Here is a 16,349-nt window from a genome sequence, read left to right on the forward strand (position 1 = left end):
ACCGCTGGCCGGCCATGCGGTCCAGCCGCACATGGTCGAACCGTTCATCGAAGAGGGCGGCATCCGCGACGTCAAGATTTCGCCAACGGGCGAGCACCTCGCGATGACGATGCGGGTGGATGGCCAGACCGGGTTGATGATCGTCGCGCGCGGGGAGACGGGCGCCAGCGCCGTCATGCGGTTCGCACGCGGTACGCACGTGCACGACTTCTGGTGGGTCAACGAAGAGCGGGTGCTGATGTCGCTGGCCGAGACCTTCGGTACCCGCGACGATCCGCTGCTGACCGGTGAGCTGTTCGGCATGAACGCCGATGGCGGCCGCAAGGAACTGCTGGTGGGTTATCGGGCCAAGGGGGTCCAGACGGGCACGCGGATCGGTGTCGACAGGGAGGGCAGGGTCGCCGCATTCCTGGTCGATCCGCTGCCGGACGACGACCAACACGTCCTGGTCACGATCCGTTCGTTCGCCAGGGATCCGTATTCCCGGATCGAGCGGATGAACGTCTACGACGGCCGGCGCGCGCTGGTGGCGCCCTCTCCCGTGTCGGCGGCCGACTTCGTCACCGACCACCAGGGGCGGGTGCGCTTCACGGTCGGGCACGTGTCGGACAACTACAGCCAGCTCTTCCATCGCAGGGACGATTCGGCGCCCTGGGAACAGATCAACCACGAGCGCACCAGCAACCGGGTCGAGCGGCCGCTGGGATTCGCCGAGGGCGACACGATCGCCTACCTGCGCGTGTCGCAACCGACCGGGCCCGACCGGATCGTCGCCCTGGACACCGTGACGGGAGAACGCAAGGACGTCGCCGGCGATGCCGTCGTCGATCCGCAGCCGGTCCATCTCCACGGCGGGGTTCGTCCGATCGGCGCCTGGTACCTCGGAGGCAAGCCGCGGCTGGCGTTCTTCGACGAGCAGAGCGCGGAGGCACGCCTGCAGCACATGCTCCAGCGGGCTTTCCCCGGGACCCGGGCATCGGTCCGGTCTTCCACGCTCGACGGAAGCCTGCGAGTGGTGCTGGTGGAGAGCGATGTCGATCCGGGCAGCTTCTACCTGTTCGATACCGGCACGGCGAACGCGGAGCTGCTCGTCGTGCGCGACAAGCAGATCGATTCCACGCGAATGGCGCCGATGACGCCGATCGAACTGAAGGCGCGCGATGGCGTCGTCCTCCATGGGTTGATGACGGTGCCGCTGGGATCGGACGGCAAATCCCTGCCGATGGTGGTCATGCCGCATGGTGGTCCATTCGGCGTCTTCGACGCTTGGGGTTTCAACGCCGACGCCCAGCTTCTCGCCGCCGCCGGCTATGCGGTGCTGCAGGTGAACTTCCGCGGATCGGGCAACCATGGCCGCGCGTTCAGGCAGGCGGGCGCGCGCCAGTGGGGCGCGGCGATGCAGGACGACGTCACCGACGCGACCCGCTGGGCGATCGGGCAGGGTCATGCCGATCCGCAGCAGATCTGCATCTACGGCGCGAGCTATGGTGCCTACGCCGCGCTGATGGGCGTGGTGCGCGAACCCGGTCTGTACCGGTGCGCCATCGGCTATGTCGGCGTCTACGACCTGCCGATGATGCAGCGGGACGATATCGGCCGCAGCCGCTCGACCGCGACGTGGATGCGCGAATGGGTCGGGTCCGATGCGGCCGCGCTCGAGGCCGTATCCCCGACCCGGCGCGCCGCAGAAATCAAGGTCCCCGTGTTTCTCGCGGCGGGTGGCGAGGATTTCGTCGCCCCGGTCGAGCACACCAAACGCATGGAGTCGGCGCTGAAGCGCGCCGGCGTTCCGGTCGAAGCCCTGTACTACCCGAAGGAGGGCCACGGCTTCTACGAGGTCGCGCATCGCAGGGAGTTCTATACCCGCCTGCTGGGATTCCTTGCCCGTCACATGGACTCCGCCCCGGACTGAGGCAGCCCGCGCGCTGGTCGAGGCAGGGTTCCCAGGAAGGCATGGGTCTGACTTTCTGGCTGGCCACCCGCCGCACGCCGATGTGCCGGAGTCCGGCCATGCCGCCGTGAAGCTGAAGCCCTCAGACGGGCTTGTGGGCGCCACGGCGCATGTGCCGGAAGCCCTTTGCGTGGCAGGTGCGCGAGCGCCTACCATCCGGGCATCCCTTCCAGGAGTGGTCCGAATGATGCTGCGACATGCACTGCTGCCGATCTGCCTGCTCGCCGCGCTTCCTGCCCTGGTTGACGCACGCGGCTTCGACGTGCGCGACCTGGTCCAGCTTGACCGCGTGTCATCGCCGCTGCTCTCGCCTGACGGGCATGTCGTTGTCTTCGCCCAGCGCAGCGTCGACGCCGAGCTCAAGGCGACCACGGCGCTGTACGCGCGGCACCTGCTCACGCGCGACGCGGCGCCGCCGAAGCGGATCACGCCCGAGGGCTGGAACGTCAACTCGCCCTCGTTCTCCAGGGACGCGCAGACGCTGTACTTCCTCAGTGCGAAGGGCGGGTCGCAGCAGCTCTACGCGATGCCCGCGGGCGGCGGCGAGCCGCGCCAGCTCACGGCCTTCGCGCTCGACGTAGGCAGCTACCGGCTGTCCCCGGACGACGCGCGCGTGGCGTTCAGCGCCGACACCTTCGCCGAATGCGCGGCAGACCTTGCCTGCACGAAGAAGAAGCTCGATGCGCGCGCTGCGGACAAGGCGAGCGGGCGCGTCTACGACCAGCTGTTCGTGCGCCACTGGGATACCTGGAACGACGGGCGCCGCAGCCGCCTGTTCGTCGCCACGCTGCCGGGCGCAGGCACGGTTCCGGTCGCCGATGCCAGCCTGCTCAGCGGCGCGCTCGACGGCGACATTCCGGCCAAGCCCTTCGGCGATGCCGGCGACTACGCCTGGTCGCCCGATGGCGGCCATGTCGTCGCGAGCGTGCGCATTGCCGGCAACAGCGAGCCCTGGTCGACCAACTTCGATCTCTACCGCCTGACGCTCGACGGCGCCGCGCCGGTCAACCTCACCGAAGCCAACAAGGCCTGGGACGCCGGCCCGGTCTACAGCGCCGACGGCGCGACGCTGTTCTATCGGGCGATGAAGCGCCCCGGCTTCGAGGCGGATCGCTACGCGATCATGGCGATGGACGTGGCCAGCGGCCGCACGCGCGAAATCGCCCCGGACTGGGACCGCTCGCCGAGCAGCCTCAAGTCCGCTGCCGATGGCAGGTCACTGTACGTGACCGCGCAGAGCACGGGCGAGTACCCGCTGTTCCGCATCGACGTCGCCAGCGGCGAGGTCACCGAGCTGGTCGGCGACGGCACGGTCTCGGCCTTTGCGGTCGAGGGCGACACGATCGCGCTGACCCGCAACACCATCGACAGCGGCGACACGCTCTACGTCGCCATGGGCGAAGGCCAGGGCCTGCGCCAGATCACCGCGACCGCCGCCGAGCGCCTGCCGGACGTGCAGTTCGGTGCCTACGAGCAGTTCTCGTTCAAGGGCGCGGGCGGTGCGACGGTCTACGGTTACGTGGTCAAGCCGGCCGGCTACCGGGAAGGCGGCAGCTACCCGGTCGCATTCCTGATCCACGGTGGCCCGCAGGGCAGCTTCGGCAACGGCTGGAGCTATCGCTGGAACCCGCAGACCTACGCCGGCCAGGACTACGCGGTGGTGATGATCGATTTTCACGGCTCGACCGGCTACGGCCAGGCCTTCACCGATGCGATCAGCGGCGACTGGGGCGGCAAGCCGCTGGTCGACCTGCAAAAGGGCTGGGAGGCGGCGCTGGCGCAGTACGACTTCCTCGACGGCGACCGGGCCTGCGCGCTGGGCGCCAGCTATGGCGGCTACATGGTCAACTGGATCGCCAGCCAGTGGAGCGCGCCCTGGAAGTGCCTGGTCAACCACAACGGCGTGTTCGACACGCGCTCGATGGGCCTGGTGACCGAGGAGCTGTGGTTCACCGAATGGGAGTTCGGCGGCACCGTGGCTGAGCAGCCGCAGGCATACGAGAAGTTCAACCCGGCGCGCCACATCGACAAGTGGAAGGTGCCGATGCTGGTGGTGGCGGGGCAGAACGATTTCCGCGTGCCGCTCGACCAGAGCCTGTCCAGCTTCACCGCGCTGCAGCGCGCCGGCATCGAATCGCAGCTGCTGTACTTCCCGGACGAAAATCACTGGGTGCTCAATCCGCACAACAGCATCCTCTGGCACGACACCGTCAATGCCTGGCTCAAGCGCCACACCGGCGAGTGATTTCCGCGGAAAGCCGGCGCCAGCCGGCTTTCCTCTTCTGCGCGGGCGCTTTCCCGCGATCCACTGGAGCCGCGCATGGCGATCGACAACGCCGCAGCCTCGACTGCAATCATCAGCAACGACATCGTCGCCTTCGGGCTGATCACCGCCACGCTGGGGCTGATCTTCTGGTTGGCCACCGGCCCCACGCCGATGTGGAAGAAGTTCTTCGCCTGGGTGCCGGCGCTGCTGCTGTGCTACTTCGTGCCGGCGCTGTACAACACCGTCGGCCTGGTCGATGGCGAAGGCAGCAGCCTGTATTACCTGGCCAGCCGGCTCATGCTGCCCGCGGCGCTGGTGCTGCTGACCCTGTCGATCGACATCCAGGGCATCCTGCGGCTGGGTCCGAAGCTGTTGTTCGTGTTCTGCATGGGTACGCTGGGCATCGTGCTGGGCGCGGTCGTGACCTTTCAGCTGATGGAGTGGCTGTGGCCGGCCGCGGTGGCCGGCGACACGTGGAAGGGCATGGCGGCACTGTCGGGCAGCTGGATCGGTGGCGGCGCCAACATGGTGGCGATCCGCGAGATCTACGATGTCGATGCCACGCTGTTCGGCCAGTTCGCCGTGGTCGACGTGGCCATCGCCAGCCTGCTGATGGCGACCCTGCTGTTCCTGGCCAACCGTGCCCCGCAGATCGACGCGCGCAATGGCGCCGACACCCGCGCGCTGGACGAGATGCAGCAGCGCATCTCCGCCCATGAGGCGGCCAATGCGCGGATCCCGACGCTGTCCGACCTGATGATCATCATCGCCTGGGCATTCGGCATCGTCGGCCTGGCGCACGCGATCGCCGAGCCCGCGTCGGCGTGGTTCAAGGCCAATGCGCCGTGGTCATCGCAGTTCAGCCTGGATGCGCCCTTCGTCTGGATCGTGGTGCTCTCGACCCTCGGCGGCCTGGTGCTCAGCTTCACCCGGGTGCGGCGTCTGGAGAACGCGGGCGCCTCCAAGGTCGGCACCGTGTTCCTGTACTTCCTGATCGCCTGCATCGGCATGCAGATGGACTTCCTCAAGCTGGCCAACCGTCCGGAGCTGGCGTTGATCGGCCTGCTGTGGATGTCGATCCATGTGGCGGTGATCTGGTACGCCGCGAAGCTGGTGAAGGCGCCGCTGTTCTACTTCGGCGTGGGTTCGATGGGCAACGTGGGCGCCGCTGCGTCGGCGCCGGTGATCGCGGCTGCCTTCCACCCGACGCTCGCGCCGGTGGGCGTACTGCTGGGCACCGTCGGCTACGCAAGCGGCACGGTGATCGCGTACTTCCTGGGCCAGGTCCTGCGGATGATGGCGGGGCAGTAGGGGCGGCTTCCTGGCCGAACACTTCCGCTGCGAGTGGCCGACACTCTCCGGAGCTCTGGGCGACCTGTCGTTGCAAGCCCGAGGCGCATGGGCTTCGGAAGGGGCCGCAGCGCCGCGGGAGGGGATGGCGAACCGCTCGGGCAGACGTCCATGTCCGCACTCGCGGCCGCGGCACATCCATGTGCCGCTTGCACCATCCCCTCCCGCGGCGCTGTGGCCCCATCCGCAAGCAACGCGCCCGATCCGCAAGTAATGCGCCCTCATGCAATGTCCGCGAGCGGAGCGAAAAAACGGGGCCTTCCGGCCCCGTTGATCGATCCAGCGCAGGCAGCGGCTGCATCAGCAACAGCGAAACCCGCCTCGGCCTCCGTAGCGTGCCTCCTGGCGCTCGCGGAAGAAGGTCTTGTAGTCCATCGGCTCGCGGTCGGGATGCTTTTCCAGCGTGTGCCGGACGTAGTTGTCGTAGTCCGGAACGCCGCAGCACAGGCGCGCGGTCTGCACCAGCCTTCGCCACACCTGCTTGTGGGTGGCGAAGTGGTCGAGGGTGACGAGCTGGCCACCCATCAGAGGTACATCTGCTGCTGTTCGGGGGTCAGCGCCACGTGGGGCGTCTCACGGTCGGTGCGCACCGCGCTGGCGCGGGCCTTGCGGATCGCCACGATCGAATAGAACAGCACGCTCAGCACCACCAGCAGGAACAAGGCGGTGAGCCCGGCGTTGACGTAGTTGTTGATCATGATCTGCGACATCCCGTCGAAGTCCTTCGAAGGCGCGATCAGCTCGCCGCGCCCGATCGCGTCGCTGTAGCGGTTCGCCTGCGCCAGGAAGCCCACGCCCGGATCGGCATCGAAGATCTTGATCCAGCCGGCATAGGTGGTGCACACCAGCAGCCAGATGGTCGGCACGATCGAGACCCAGGCGTAGCGGTCCTTCTTCGTCTTGAACAGCACCACCGTGCACAGCATCAGCGCGATGCCGGCCAGCATCTGGTTGGCGATGCCGAACAGCGGCCACAGCATGTTGATGCCGCCCAGCGGATCGTTCACGCCCTGGTAGAGGAAGTAGCCCCACAGCGCCACGCAGCCGGCGGTGGCGATGAGGTTCGGACCCCAGGATTCGGTCCTGCGCATCACCGGCACGAAATTGCCCAGCAGGTCCTGCAGCATGAAGCGGCCCGCGCGCGTGCCGGCATCGACCGCGGTGAGGATGAACAGCGCCTCGAACAGGATCGCGAAGTGGTACCAGAACGCCATCATCCCTTCGCCGGGGATCACCGCATGGAAGATCTGTGCGATGCCCACCGCCAGCGTCGGCGCGCCGCCGGCGCGGGACAGGATCGAGTTCTCGCCGATGTCGGCGGCCGTTGCGGTGAGCACCTCGGGAGTGACCACGAAGCCCCATTCGGAGACGGTGCGTGCAACGGTCTCCACGTCGGTGCCGATCACCGCCGCCGGGCTGTTCATCGCGAAGTAGACGCCCGGGTCGATGATCGATGCCGCGACCATCGCCATGATCGCCACGAACGATTCCATCAGCATGCCGCCGTAGCCGATGTAGCGCGCGTGGCCCTCGTTGGCCAGCAGTTTCGGGGTTGTTCCGGAGCTGATCAACGCGTGGAATCCCGACACCGCGCCGCAGGCGATGGTGATGAACAGGAACGGGAACATCGAGCCCTTCCACACCGGTCCCGTGCCGTCCGTGAACTGGGTCAGCGCCGGCATCCGAAGATCCGGCATCACGATCAGGATGCCGATCGCCAGGCCGACGATGGTGCCGATCTTGAGGAAGGTCGACAGGTAGTCGCGCGGCGCCAGCAGCAGCCACACCGGCAGCACCGCGGCGACGAAGCCGTAGCCGATCAGCATCCAGGTGATCTGGGTGCCGGTGAAGGTGAAGGCCGGGCCCCAGGTGGGATGTGCGGCCACGTCGCCGCCAAACCAGATCGCCGCCACCAGCAGGATGATGCCGACCACCGAGATCTCGCCGATCTTCCCGGGCCGGATGTAGCGCATGTAGATGCCCATCAAGATCGCGATGGGGATGGTCGCGATCACCGTGAACATGCCCCAGGGGCTTTCGGCCAGCGCCTTCACCACGATCATCGCCAGCACCGCCAGGATGATGATCATGATCAGGAAGGCGCCGAACAGGGCGATGGTGCCGGGAACCTTGCCCATCTCCTCGCGCACCAGGTCGCCCAGCGAGCGCGCGTCGCGGCGGCTGGAGATCACCAGCACCATGAAGTCCTGCACCGCGCCGGCCAGCACCACCCCGAAGATCAGCCACAGCGTGCCGGGCAGGTAGCCCATCTGCGCGGCCAGCACCGGGCCCACCAGCGGGCCGGCGCCTGCGATCGCGGCGAAATGGTGGCCGAACAGCACGTGCTTGTTTGTGGGCACGTAATCCAGGCCGTCGTTGCGCAGCACCGCCGGGGTGGCGCGGGTCGGGTCCAGGCCGAGCACGCGGTTGGCGATGAACAGCCCGTAGTAACGGTATGCGACCAGGTAGATCGACACCGCGGCGATCACGATCCACAGCGCGTTGATCGATTCGCCGCGGCGCAGTGCCACCGTACCCAGGCAGATCGCGCCGATCAGTGCGAGTGCAGCCCACAGGACCTTGCCGAATCCGCCTTTCATGGATCGCCTCGACTGTTGGGGGTACAGAAGGCCTTTTACGCCGATCCGCGCCGATCGCCAATATTGCGCTGCCGCAAGCGGCTGCCCCCGGGCGGGCGGACGTGCGCTACAGCCAGCGCACCTTGCGCAGGTAGCGGTACAGCGTCGCCACCACCAGCGCCACCACCGCGATCAGCAACGGGTAGCTCCAGCGACCGTCCAGTTCGGGCATGTGCGGGAAGTTCATTCCGTACCAGCTCGCAATCAGCGTTGGCGCCGCGAGCAGGGCGGCCCAGCCGGCGAGCTTCTTCACCACCTCGCCCTGTGCCTGGGTCACCAGCGCCTGGTTCACGGCCAACGCGGTGCTCAGCATGTCGCGCAGCACCTCGATGGTCTGGTTGATGCGCACGCAGTGGTCGAGCACGTCGCGCAGGTACAGCCGAGCCTCTTCCGGGATCAGCGGGCTGCTGCTGCGGACGAGTTGCGACAACACGTCCTGCATCGGCGCCACGTTGACCTGCATGTAGGTCAACTCGCGCTTGAGGTCGTAGAGGCGGATGACGGTGGCGCGATCGAAGGACTCGCTGACGATGTCCTGCTCCAGCGCCGGCAGGGTGGCCTTGAACTCGTCCACGATCGGCAGGTAGTTGTCGACGATGGCGTCGAGCACCGCGTACAGGCCGAACGAGGGGCCGAGCGCCAGCAGCCCCGGCTCGCGCTCCACCCGCAAGCGCGCCGGCGCATACGACAGGGATGCGCCGTGGCGCACGGTGACCAGGTAGCGCGGTCCGAAGAACACGTGGGTTTCGCCATAGGCGATCTTCTGCGCGACCACCTGCGCGGTGCTGGCGACCAGGAACAGCGAGTCGCCATAAGCCTCGACCTTCGGTCGCTGGTGGGCCTTGTGCGCGTCCTCGATGGCCAGATCGTGCAGGCCGAATTCCTCCTGCAGCGTTTCCAGGACCGCATCGTCCGGCTCGTACAGCCCGATCCAGACGAAGCTGCCGTCTTCTTCGGCGAGGACATCGCTGATGGCTTCCAGCGACACGTCGCGGCGCACGCCGTCGCGCGCATAGACGACGCAGTTGATCACGCTGGGCGGGTTGGCGGCAGGGGTTGTTTCCATCGCCCCATCCTGCGCCAGCGCGGCACGGCTCGGCAACCGGGTGCGGGCCGGGGCGCGCGGCTGGCGCGCAGTCGATCCTACTGCGCGACGAAGCGGATGGCCTGGCCGCCGCCCGGGGCAAGCCGCAGGTGCAGCGTATCGGCGGCAGTGACTTCGCGGGTCTCGATCAGGATGTCCTCGCGCCGGGTGCGGTAGTCGGCTTGCTCGCCGTCACGGTAGATCTGGGCGCTGTAGCGGCGGCCCGGATCGAGGAAGTCCAGCGTCACCTCCAGCGTGCGCGGCGCCTCGTCGGTCACCGATCCCAGGTACCAGTCGTCGCCGCCGCGTTCGCGGCGCGCGATGGTCACGAAGTCGCCGACCTCCCCATTGAGCACGCGCGTGGTGTCCCAGTCCACCGGCACGTCCTTGATGAACTGGAACGGGCCCGGGTTGGCCTCGTAGTTGTCCAGCAGGTCGGCCGCCATCTGCAGCGGGCTGTAGACCACCACGTACAGCGCCAGCTGCTTGGCCCAGGTGGTCTCGATGCCGCCGGACGCGCGCGTCTGCATGCCGAAGATGCCGGGCGTGTAGTCCATCGGCCCGGCCAGCAGGCGGGTGAACACCAGGTTGGCCTCGTGTTCGGGTGGATTGCCCGGATGGCCCCAGGCGCTGAACTCCATGCCGCGCGCACCCTCGCGGGTGATCGCGTTGGGCCAGGTGCGGCGCAGGCCCGTATCCTTCACCGGCTCGTGCGGATTGACCGAGATCCGCCGCTTGGCCGCCTCGGTGATCACGCGCTGGTGGTGGTTCACCATGTCCTGGCCCTCGTGCCAGGCGTAGACGACGTTGCCCTCTGCATCGCGCACCTTGGCCTGGCCGGCATCGGCGACGTAGCCAGTCTTGACCGCCGGGATGCCGACCCGCTGATACAGGTCGAACGCATCGCCCAGCTGCGATTCGTAGTGCGCCGCGTGGCCCGAGGTTTCGTGGTGGCCGACCAGCACCACGCCCTTGCTGCGCGCGTGCGCGCTCAGCGCCTCGATATCGAAGTCGGGGTAGGGCCGGGTGAAGCTGAACTCCTCGCCGTTGCCGAACCAGTCGCCGTCCCAGCCAATGTTCCAACCTTCCACCAGCACGCCGCCAAAACCGTGCTCGGCGGCGAAGTCGATGTGGCGCCGCACGTTCTCGTTGGTGGCGCCGTGCTTCGGGCCGGAGGCCCAGGTCTTGAGGTCCAGGTGCATTTCCCACCACACGCCGACGTACTTCATCGGCTTCACCCAGGACACATCGCCAAGACGGTTGGGTTCGTTGAGGTTGAGGATCAGCGAGGACTCCACCAGATCGCCCGCGCGTGGCGCGATCTGCAGGGTGCGCCACGGCGTGCTGAAAGGCGTGGCCACCGAGACCTTCGCCGAGGTGCCGCTGCCCGGCGTGAGCGCGGCCTTGAGCTTGCGTCCCTCGACCCGGGTCAGGTTCATGCCGGAATAGTCGACCAGCGCCGCTTCGTGGATCGACACGTGCAGGCCGTCTCCGGTGCGCAGGGTGATCGGCGTCTGTGCATCGCCGACCTGCTGCAGCGGGGTGGTGTGGTAGAGGTATTCCTCGCGGTTCCATTCGAACGCCGGGATCCACCAGGCGGTGGCGTCCTCGGCCAGGGTGAACTCGGTGAGCTCCTCGGCGATGTTGAGCCGCTCCAGTCCCGGCTGGTCGCGGAACACGTAGCGGAAGCCGAGCCCGTCGTCGTAGAGCCGGAAGACCACGTCGAAATCGCGCTTCGGGCCAGTCCGCTCGCGCAGGGTGACGGTGAGTTCGCTGTAGTGGTTGCGGATCTCGCGGCGCTCGCCCCAGGGCTGTTCCCAGGTCTGGTCGAAGCTGTCGTGGCGCTGCGCGGCGATCTCGAGATTGCGCTCGAACTTCGGAACGTCGGTGAACATCATGCCCAACCGCGAAGGCGCGATGACGCTGCGGCCCTCGCGCATCACCGTGTAGCTGGGACGGCCGTCGTTGTCGGTGGTGAGTTCGACGCAGAGCGTCTTGCCGGGCGAGCAGGCCTGTGCCGTCGGCGATGGCGCGGCGGCCGTCGCGGCCGTCGCGACAGTGCACAGCAGCAGGGCGGCGGACAGGTTGCGGATCGGCATCGTGCGTTCTCTCTGGCTCCCGGGATCGGCCCGATGTTGCCACAGCGTTGGCGGCGCGATCCGTGCATACGTATGCAGCGGATATACCGCGCTGTCCCACCCGTCCATCGACGTACCCCGCAGCAGATTCCCCACTGCGTTCGGAATGACAGGCGCATGCATGCGGCGCGTCGAGACGCGCATGCGTGCGCGGCGGCTACTCGCGCCTGCGCATCGCCAGCCCGCGGGCCAGTGCCACATGCACCGGCAGCAGCAGCGCGATCCAGTGTGCGTTGCGCTGCGGCAGCACCGGCAGCAGGTGCAGGAACAGTGCGATCACCGCGCCCACCGCCACGATCCAGGCCAGCACGCGGAACACCGGCCCCGCCTCGCGGCCGCGTGCGATCCGCCAGCCGCCGTGGAGCAGCAGCAGCGCCAGCGGCGAGAGCAGCAACAGGTTGTGGTTGGCCCAGGCCGCGCGGTGGTCGGTGAAGCCCCACAGGGCCAGCATCACCAGGCCCAGCACGCCGCAGATCGTCCAGAACGGCAGCGCAGCCGCGGCCAGCGCGGCGGGGCGCGTGCGCCCGAGCATCCCGATGCCGGCGGCCAGCAGCAGCCCGGCCAGCAGCCAGGGCCACCACGGGCGCGGCGCTTCGGCCGGTTCCGCGCGCAGGCGGTGCGGCAGCAGCTGCTCGGTGCCGGTGACCAGCGGGCGACCGTCATCGAGCCGGAGTCCGGCGAGTGCATCAGCCAGTCGCATCGGCACGAACGCGTCCTGCCACAGCGAGTTGGGCCGGTCCGCGGACGGGCCCAGGCCCAGGTCGAAACCCAGCCACATCCAGGCTGCGGGCGACGCAAGCCGCACCGCATCGCCGCGGAAGGTATTGCCCCGCGAGCGGCTCGTGAACTGGCGCTGCAGCGTCCCGCCCAGCGCCGCGTCGAGCGCGTCGCGCACGCGCGTGGAGCAGTTGTCGGTGAAGTAGTCGTAGCGGTAGACCGCGTTTTCAGGTCGCGCGTTCTCCGCCAGCGCATCTGCCAGCGCGCGCGCCTGCGCCTCATCGAGGTCCAGCCATTGCACCGATACGCCGCGGCCCACGTCGCGGTAATAGGCCAGGTCCTGCGACAGCGGCAGCGCCACCAGCCGGTAGCGCATGTCGCCCAGAACGAAGCGCGACATGAAGTCCGGCTCTTCCATGTCGAAGAAGCCGAAGTTGTAGGACACCGGCTCGGCAAGCGCCGGATCATCGACGACGATCGCGTTGTGGCCGAAACGTTCGAAGAAGATCTCGCCCGGCTGCATGGTCATCACGCCGATGCGCGGCGCGGCCTGGATGGCCGGCGCAAGCGCCAGCAGCGCGAGCAGCAACATCAGCGAAGGCAGCCACGCCAGGCCGCGCCGTCCGGCGCGCGCACAAGACGCCTGCATTGTCATTTTCGCCGGTATCGTCATTCTTTCAACCGCCGCCACTGCCGCCGTTGCGACCAGGGTTCCTGCATTCATGGGGCAGCGTCAGTCCGCAACGCGATCGGCATGCACGCTCACCTGCAGCGCATGCAGGCGACGCGCGTCTGCGCGCGTGATGCGGAATCCGAAGCGGCCCAGGGTCAGCTCTTCGCCGGCTTCGGGCAGGTGGCCGATCTCGGCGGTGACCAGGCCGCCGATGGTGTCGTATTCGTCGTCGTCGAAGTCCGCGCCGAACCGCTCGTTGAAATCCGAGATCGGGGTCAGCGCATCGACCGCGTACTGGCCATCGGCCTGCGCGGCGATCAGCGCATTGGGGTCTTCCGCGTCGTCGTGTTCGTCGTCGATTTCGCCGACGATCTCCTCCAGCACGTCCTCGATCGTCAACAGCCCGGCGACGCCGCCGTACTCGTCGATCACGATCGCCATGTGGTTGCGCGACTGCCGGAACTCGCGCAGCAGCAGGTTGAGCTTCTTCGATTCGGGGATCAGCACCGCCGGCCGCAGCAGCTCATGGACCGAGCCGGGGCCGTTGTCGGCCACCGCGCAGCGCAGCAGGTCCTTGGCCAGCAGGATCCCGAGGATCTCGTCCTTGTCCTCGCCGTGCACCGGGAAGCGCGAGTGGCCCGATTCAACCACCTGCCGCATCAGGTCCAGGAACTTCGCCTCGGCCGACAGCGCGACCATCTGCGCCCGCGGCACCATCACGTCGCCCACGGTCATGTCGGACACGGCCAGCGCGCCCTCCATCATGCGAAGGGTGTCGGCTTCGATCAGGCCATCGGAATGGGTGTCGCGCAGCAGCTCGACCAGGTCTTCGCGGGTGCTGGGTTCACCGGAGATGGCCGAACTGAGCCGTTCCAGCCAACCGCGCCGCTTTTCCGGGGTCTCGGAGGCGCTACTACTGTCGTCCTCGGACATTGCAGTAAAGGTTTGCTTCGAAAATCGCCCGTTGCGGGCAGCGGGGCAAGTCTACCCGGGTCGGGGCCGTCTGCCCAAATGGCCCGGCCCGGAACGCTGCGATCTGCTGGGGTGGGAAGCGCCCATTCGTCGCTCCGGGACGGCCGCGGCGCGGGCGGACCGGTGCGCCCTCGGGGTTTTCCCACACCACGCTGCGGTCGCCGCCGACGGACTACGGGCCCGGTGGGCGGGGATGCTGGCGTCTCCACCCGTCACGACGTCAAGGAGGACGTTCCATGCAATCCATCACACGACTGGCCGCCTGTGCGCTGGCCTGCCTGCTGCCCGCCATCGGCCTGGCCGTCGACCGGCCCGGCTATGGCGAGGCGACCGAGTACTTCCAGACCGACACGCAGTACGAGGCCTGGTTCAACCTGACCCACGCGCTGCGGCGGGACTTCGACTGGATCTGCGGCGACACATTCTGCGAGGGCGAGTACAGCAACATCCAGTCGCTGCGCTACCGCTGCTCGGTGCATCGGGCCAGCGGGCGGATCGGCATGTGTACGTGGGTGTTCGCGGCCAGCCACGAGGAGATCGCCCAGGCCACCGGTCGGATCGGCGTGCAGCGCGCGTTCTGGCAGTGCCGCACCCCGCTGGCGGCTGGCACGACGATCGACCAGCTGCTCGATGCGCTCGCAGTCGACGAACCGCTGTACGCGGCGTTGCCCGGCACCCAGCGCTCGATCATGGATGGCCTGATCGACTGCCTGTAAGGGCAGGGCGCACGTGCGGAAGGGTCAGGGCTCCGCCTGGTCTTCGGGCAGCAGGTACGGATCATGGATGCCGAGGGCGGCGAGGATTTCGCGCTCGAGCTGTTCCATCGCATCTGCCTCGCGGCTGTCCTCGTGGTCCCAGCCGAGCAGGTGCAGCACGCCGTGCACGGTGAGGTGGGCGTAATGCGCGGCAGTGGACTTGCTCTGCTCGCGTGCCTCGCGCGCCACCACCGGCGCGCAGATCACCAGGTCGCCCAACAGCGGCATGCGCACGCCGGGCGGCAGGCCTTCGGGCAGTTCGGCTGGAAAGCTCAGGACGTTGGTTGCGTAATCCTTGCCGCGGTAGTGGCGATTGAGCGCGCGGCCTTCGGCCTCGTCGACGATGCGGATCGCGAGATCGGCCTCGCGGATGCGGCCCGCCAGGGCGGCGCCGGCCCAGCGACGGAAACTGGCCGCAGCGGGGATCCCCTTGCGGGGCGCCGCGTAGCCGACGGCGATATCGAGGTGGACAGGGCCTTGGGTCATCATCGCGATTCTAGGCGCAGCGGGGCGCGGTGGGGCGTGCCCGGGCACAGCGTTTTGTCGCGGAATACGCGGATGGACGTGGATCTGGATGAAAGTTGGCCGGGCATGCCGGTGTCATCCGGAAGGGCAGCGACGACTGCGCACAGTGATCTTGGCAGGGGTTGCAACGGGCCGTGCAGCCCCACCTGACGTTCAAAATCCGCGTCCATCCGCGTCCATCCGCGAAATCCGTGGCCAATCAGCGCCCTTCGGTCGGCGGCTCCGCGTCACGGCGCTCGTAGGCCTCGACGATCCGCGCCACCAGCGGGTGGCGGACCACGTCACGCGCCTCGAAGAAGGTGAAGTTGACCCCGTTGACGTCGCGCAATACCTCGATCGCGTCCTTGAGGCCGGACTTCACGTGCTTGGGCAGGTCGACCTGGGTCATGTCGCCGGTGACCACCGCGGTCGACCCGAAACCGAGGCGGGTCAGGAACATCTTCATCTGTTCGATGGTGGTGTTCTGCGCCTCGTCGAGGATCACGAAGGCGTCGTTGAGGGTGCGCCCGCGCATGTAGGCCAGGGGCGCGATCTCGATGACGTTGCGCTCCAGCAGCTTGAGTACCTTCTCCACGCCGAGCATCTCGTAGAGCGCGTCGTAGAGCGGGCGCAGGTAGGGGTCGACCTTCTGGCTGAGGTCGCCGGGCAGGAAGCCGAGCTTCTCGCCGGCCTCCACCGCGGGGCGCACCAGCACCACGCGCTGCACCCGCGATTCATTGAGTGCTTCCACCGCCATCGCCACCGCGAGGAAGGTCTTGCCGGTGCCGGCCGGGCCGATGCCGAAGTTGATGTCGTGGGTGGCGATCGCGTGCAGGTACTTCGCCTGGTTGGCGCCACGGCCGCGGATGGTGCCGCGCTTGACCCGGATGGCCACGTCCTGCGGCGTGGTGTCGCCGGCGCGGTCGACGTTGGCTTCGTTGAGCCGCAGGTTGATCGCATTGCTGTCGAAGGTCTCGGCGCCGGCCTCTTCGTACAGGTCACGCAGCAGCCGCTCGGCCTGCGCGACCATCCTCGCATCGGGGCCGGAGACGCGGAACACATTGCCGCGGTTGGCGATCTCGACCCCCAGCCGCAGTTCGATCTGGCGCAGGTGGCCGTCGAAGGGCCCGCCCAGGTTGGCGAGGCGCTCGGTGTCGGGTGGGTCGAGGGTGAAGTCGCGCTGGGTCTGGGTTGCCATAGGCGGCGGAGAGTAGCGCACCCGGTCATCACGCCGTGTCGCCGAGGCGTCCGTTCAGCCCGCATTCGAGCATTAATTGATCAGGCAATTAATATTGCCGGC

The 16,349-nt window shown here is 67.9% G+C and carries 12 protein-coding genes; 4 read left to right on the plus strand and 8 right to left on the minus strand.

The window, feature by feature from the left end:
- Positions 1-31: 31 nt before the first annotated feature.
- The 3 genes from ACW5DW_RS09870 to ACW5DW_RS09880 all read left to right on the plus strand — a co-directional run bounded on the left by ACW5DW_RS09870 (position 32) and on the right by ACW5DW_RS09880 (position 5,528).
- On the plus strand, positions 32-1,912 hold the full coding sequence (locus tag ACW5DW_RS09870; RefSeq protein ID WP_457018861.1) for an alpha/beta hydrolase family protein: 1,881 nt from the start codon (positions 32-34) through the stop codon (positions 1,910-1,912).
- A 223-nt stretch (positions 1,913-2,135) separates the two neighbouring features.
- Entirely contained in the window at positions 2,136-4,196 is a 2,061-nt protein-coding gene (locus tag ACW5DW_RS09875; protein ID WP_457018671.1) for a prolyl oligopeptidase family serine peptidase, read from the plus strand.
- A gap of 75 nt (positions 4,197-4,271) precedes the next feature.
- Complete coding sequence (locus ACW5DW_RS09880) at positions 4,272-5,528, plus strand: DUF819 family protein (protein WP_457018672.1); 1,257 nt, start codon at positions 4,272-4,274, stop codon at positions 5,526-5,528.
- A 339-nt stretch (positions 5,529-5,867) separates the two neighbouring features.
- On the opposite strand, the gene ACW5DW_RS09885 is transcribed toward ACW5DW_RS09880, so the two are convergent.
- From ACW5DW_RS09885 to ACW5DW_RS09910, 6 genes are all read right to left on the minus strand, one after another.
- Positions 5,868-6,092: a YbdD/YjiX family protein gene (locus tag ACW5DW_RS09885; protein ID WP_457018673.1), complete on the minus strand. Its 225-nt coding sequence runs from the start codon at positions 6,090-6,092 to the stop codon at positions 5,868-5,870.
- Positions 6,092-8,167: a carbon starvation CstA family protein gene (locus ACW5DW_RS09890; protein WP_457018674.1), complete on the minus strand. Its 2,076-nt coding sequence runs from the start codon at positions 8,165-8,167 to the stop codon at positions 6,092-6,094. The genes ACW5DW_RS09885 and ACW5DW_RS09890 overlap by 1 nt, the downstream gene beginning before the upstream one ends.
- Positions 8,168-8,273: 106 nt before the next feature.
- Positions 8,274-9,272, minus strand: a complete 999-nt coding sequence (locus ACW5DW_RS09895; protein WP_457018675.1) for a magnesium and cobalt transport protein CorA — start codon at positions 9,270-9,272, stop codon at positions 8,274-8,276.
- Positions 9,273-9,349: 77 nt separating this feature from the next.
- Positions 9,350-11,389 carry a glycoside hydrolase family 97 protein gene (locus ACW5DW_RS09900; protein WP_457018676.1) on the minus strand — a complete coding sequence of 680 codons (2,040 nt, stop codon included), beginning with the start codon at positions 11,387-11,389 and terminating at the stop codon, positions 9,350-9,352.
- Positions 11,390-11,585: 196 nt separating this feature from the next.
- The gene (locus tag ACW5DW_RS09905; protein WP_457018677.1) at positions 11,586-12,818 is read right to left on the minus strand and encodes a lipoprotein N-acyltransferase Lnb domain-containing protein; all 1,233 of its coding nucleotides are present in this window, start codon (positions 12,816-12,818) and stop codon (positions 11,586-11,588) included.
- Between the two features lie 60 nt (positions 12,819-12,878).
- Positions 12,879-13,751: an HlyC/CorC family transporter gene (locus tag ACW5DW_RS09910; RefSeq protein WP_457018678.1), complete on the minus strand. Its 873-nt coding sequence runs from the start codon at positions 13,749-13,751 to the stop codon at positions 12,879-12,881.
- Between the two features lie 275 nt (positions 13,752-14,026).
- Here ACW5DW_RS09910 and ACW5DW_RS09915 point away from each other — a divergent pair, with 275 nt between their 5' ends.
- A complete protein-coding gene (locus ACW5DW_RS09915) occupies positions 14,027-14,506 on the plus strand; it encodes a hypothetical protein (protein WP_457018679.1) in 480 nt (159 codons plus the stop codon).
- A 24-nt stretch (positions 14,507-14,530) separates the two neighbouring features.
- Here the strand turns inward: ACW5DW_RS09915 and ybeY are convergent, their stop codons facing one another.
- On the minus strand, positions 14,531-15,031 hold the full coding sequence (gene ybeY / locus ACW5DW_RS09920; protein ID WP_457018680.1) for an rRNA maturation RNase YbeY: 501 nt from the start codon (positions 15,029-15,031) through the stop codon (positions 14,531-14,533).
- Positions 15,032-15,269: 238 nt separating this feature from the next.
- Entirely contained in the window at positions 15,270-16,247 is a 978-nt protein-coding gene (locus tag ACW5DW_RS09925; RefSeq protein ID WP_457018681.1) for a PhoH family protein, read from the minus strand.
- Positions 16,248-16,349 lie beyond the last annotated feature (102 nt).

The organism is Luteimonas sp. A482 (assembly GCF_054072655.1).

Coding starts and splice junctions, on each gene's coding strand:
- ACW5DW_RS09905 (WP_457018677.1), bottom strand. CDS start 12,818: ATGACGATACCGGCGAAAATGACAATGCAGGCGTCTTGTGCGCGCGCC.
- ACW5DW_RS09925 (WP_457018681.1), bottom strand. CDS start 16,247: ATGGCAACCCAGACCCAGCGCGACTTCACCCTCGACCCACCCGACACC.
- ACW5DW_RS09890 (WP_457018674.1), bottom strand. CDS start 8,167: ATGAAAGGCGGATTCGGCAAGGTCCTGTGGGCTGCACTCGCACTGATC.
- ACW5DW_RS09880 (WP_457018672.1), top strand. CDS start 4,272: ATGGCGATCGACAACGCCGCAGCCTCGACTGCAATCATCAGCAACGAC.
- ACW5DW_RS09910 (WP_457018678.1), bottom strand. CDS start 13,751: ATGTCCGAGGACGACAGTAGTAGCGCCTCCGAGACCCCGGAAAAGCGG.
- ACW5DW_RS09895 (WP_457018675.1), bottom strand. CDS start 9,272: ATGGAAACAACCCCTGCCGCCAACCCGCCCAGCGTGATCAACTGCGTC.
- ACW5DW_RS09875 (WP_457018671.1), top strand. CDS start 2,136: ATGATGCTGCGACATGCACTGCTGCCGATCTGCCTGCTCGCCGCGCTT.
- ACW5DW_RS09870 (WP_457018861.1), top strand. CDS start 32: ATGGTCGAACCGTTCATCGAAGAGGGCGGCATCCGCGACGTCAAGATT.
- ybeY (WP_457018680.1), bottom strand. CDS start 15,031: ATGACCCAAGGCCCTGTCCACCTCGATATCGCCGTCGGCTACGCGGCG.
- ACW5DW_RS09915 (WP_457018679.1), top strand. CDS start 14,027: ATGCAATCCATCACACGACTGGCCGCCTGTGCGCTGGCCTGCCTGCTG.
- ACW5DW_RS09885 (WP_457018673.1), bottom strand. CDS start 6,092: ATGGGTGGCCAGCTCGTCACCCTCGACCACTTCGCCACCCACAAGCAG.
- ACW5DW_RS09900 (WP_457018676.1), bottom strand. CDS start 11,389: ATGCCGATCCGCAACCTGTCCGCCGCCCTGCTGCTGTGCACTGTCGCG.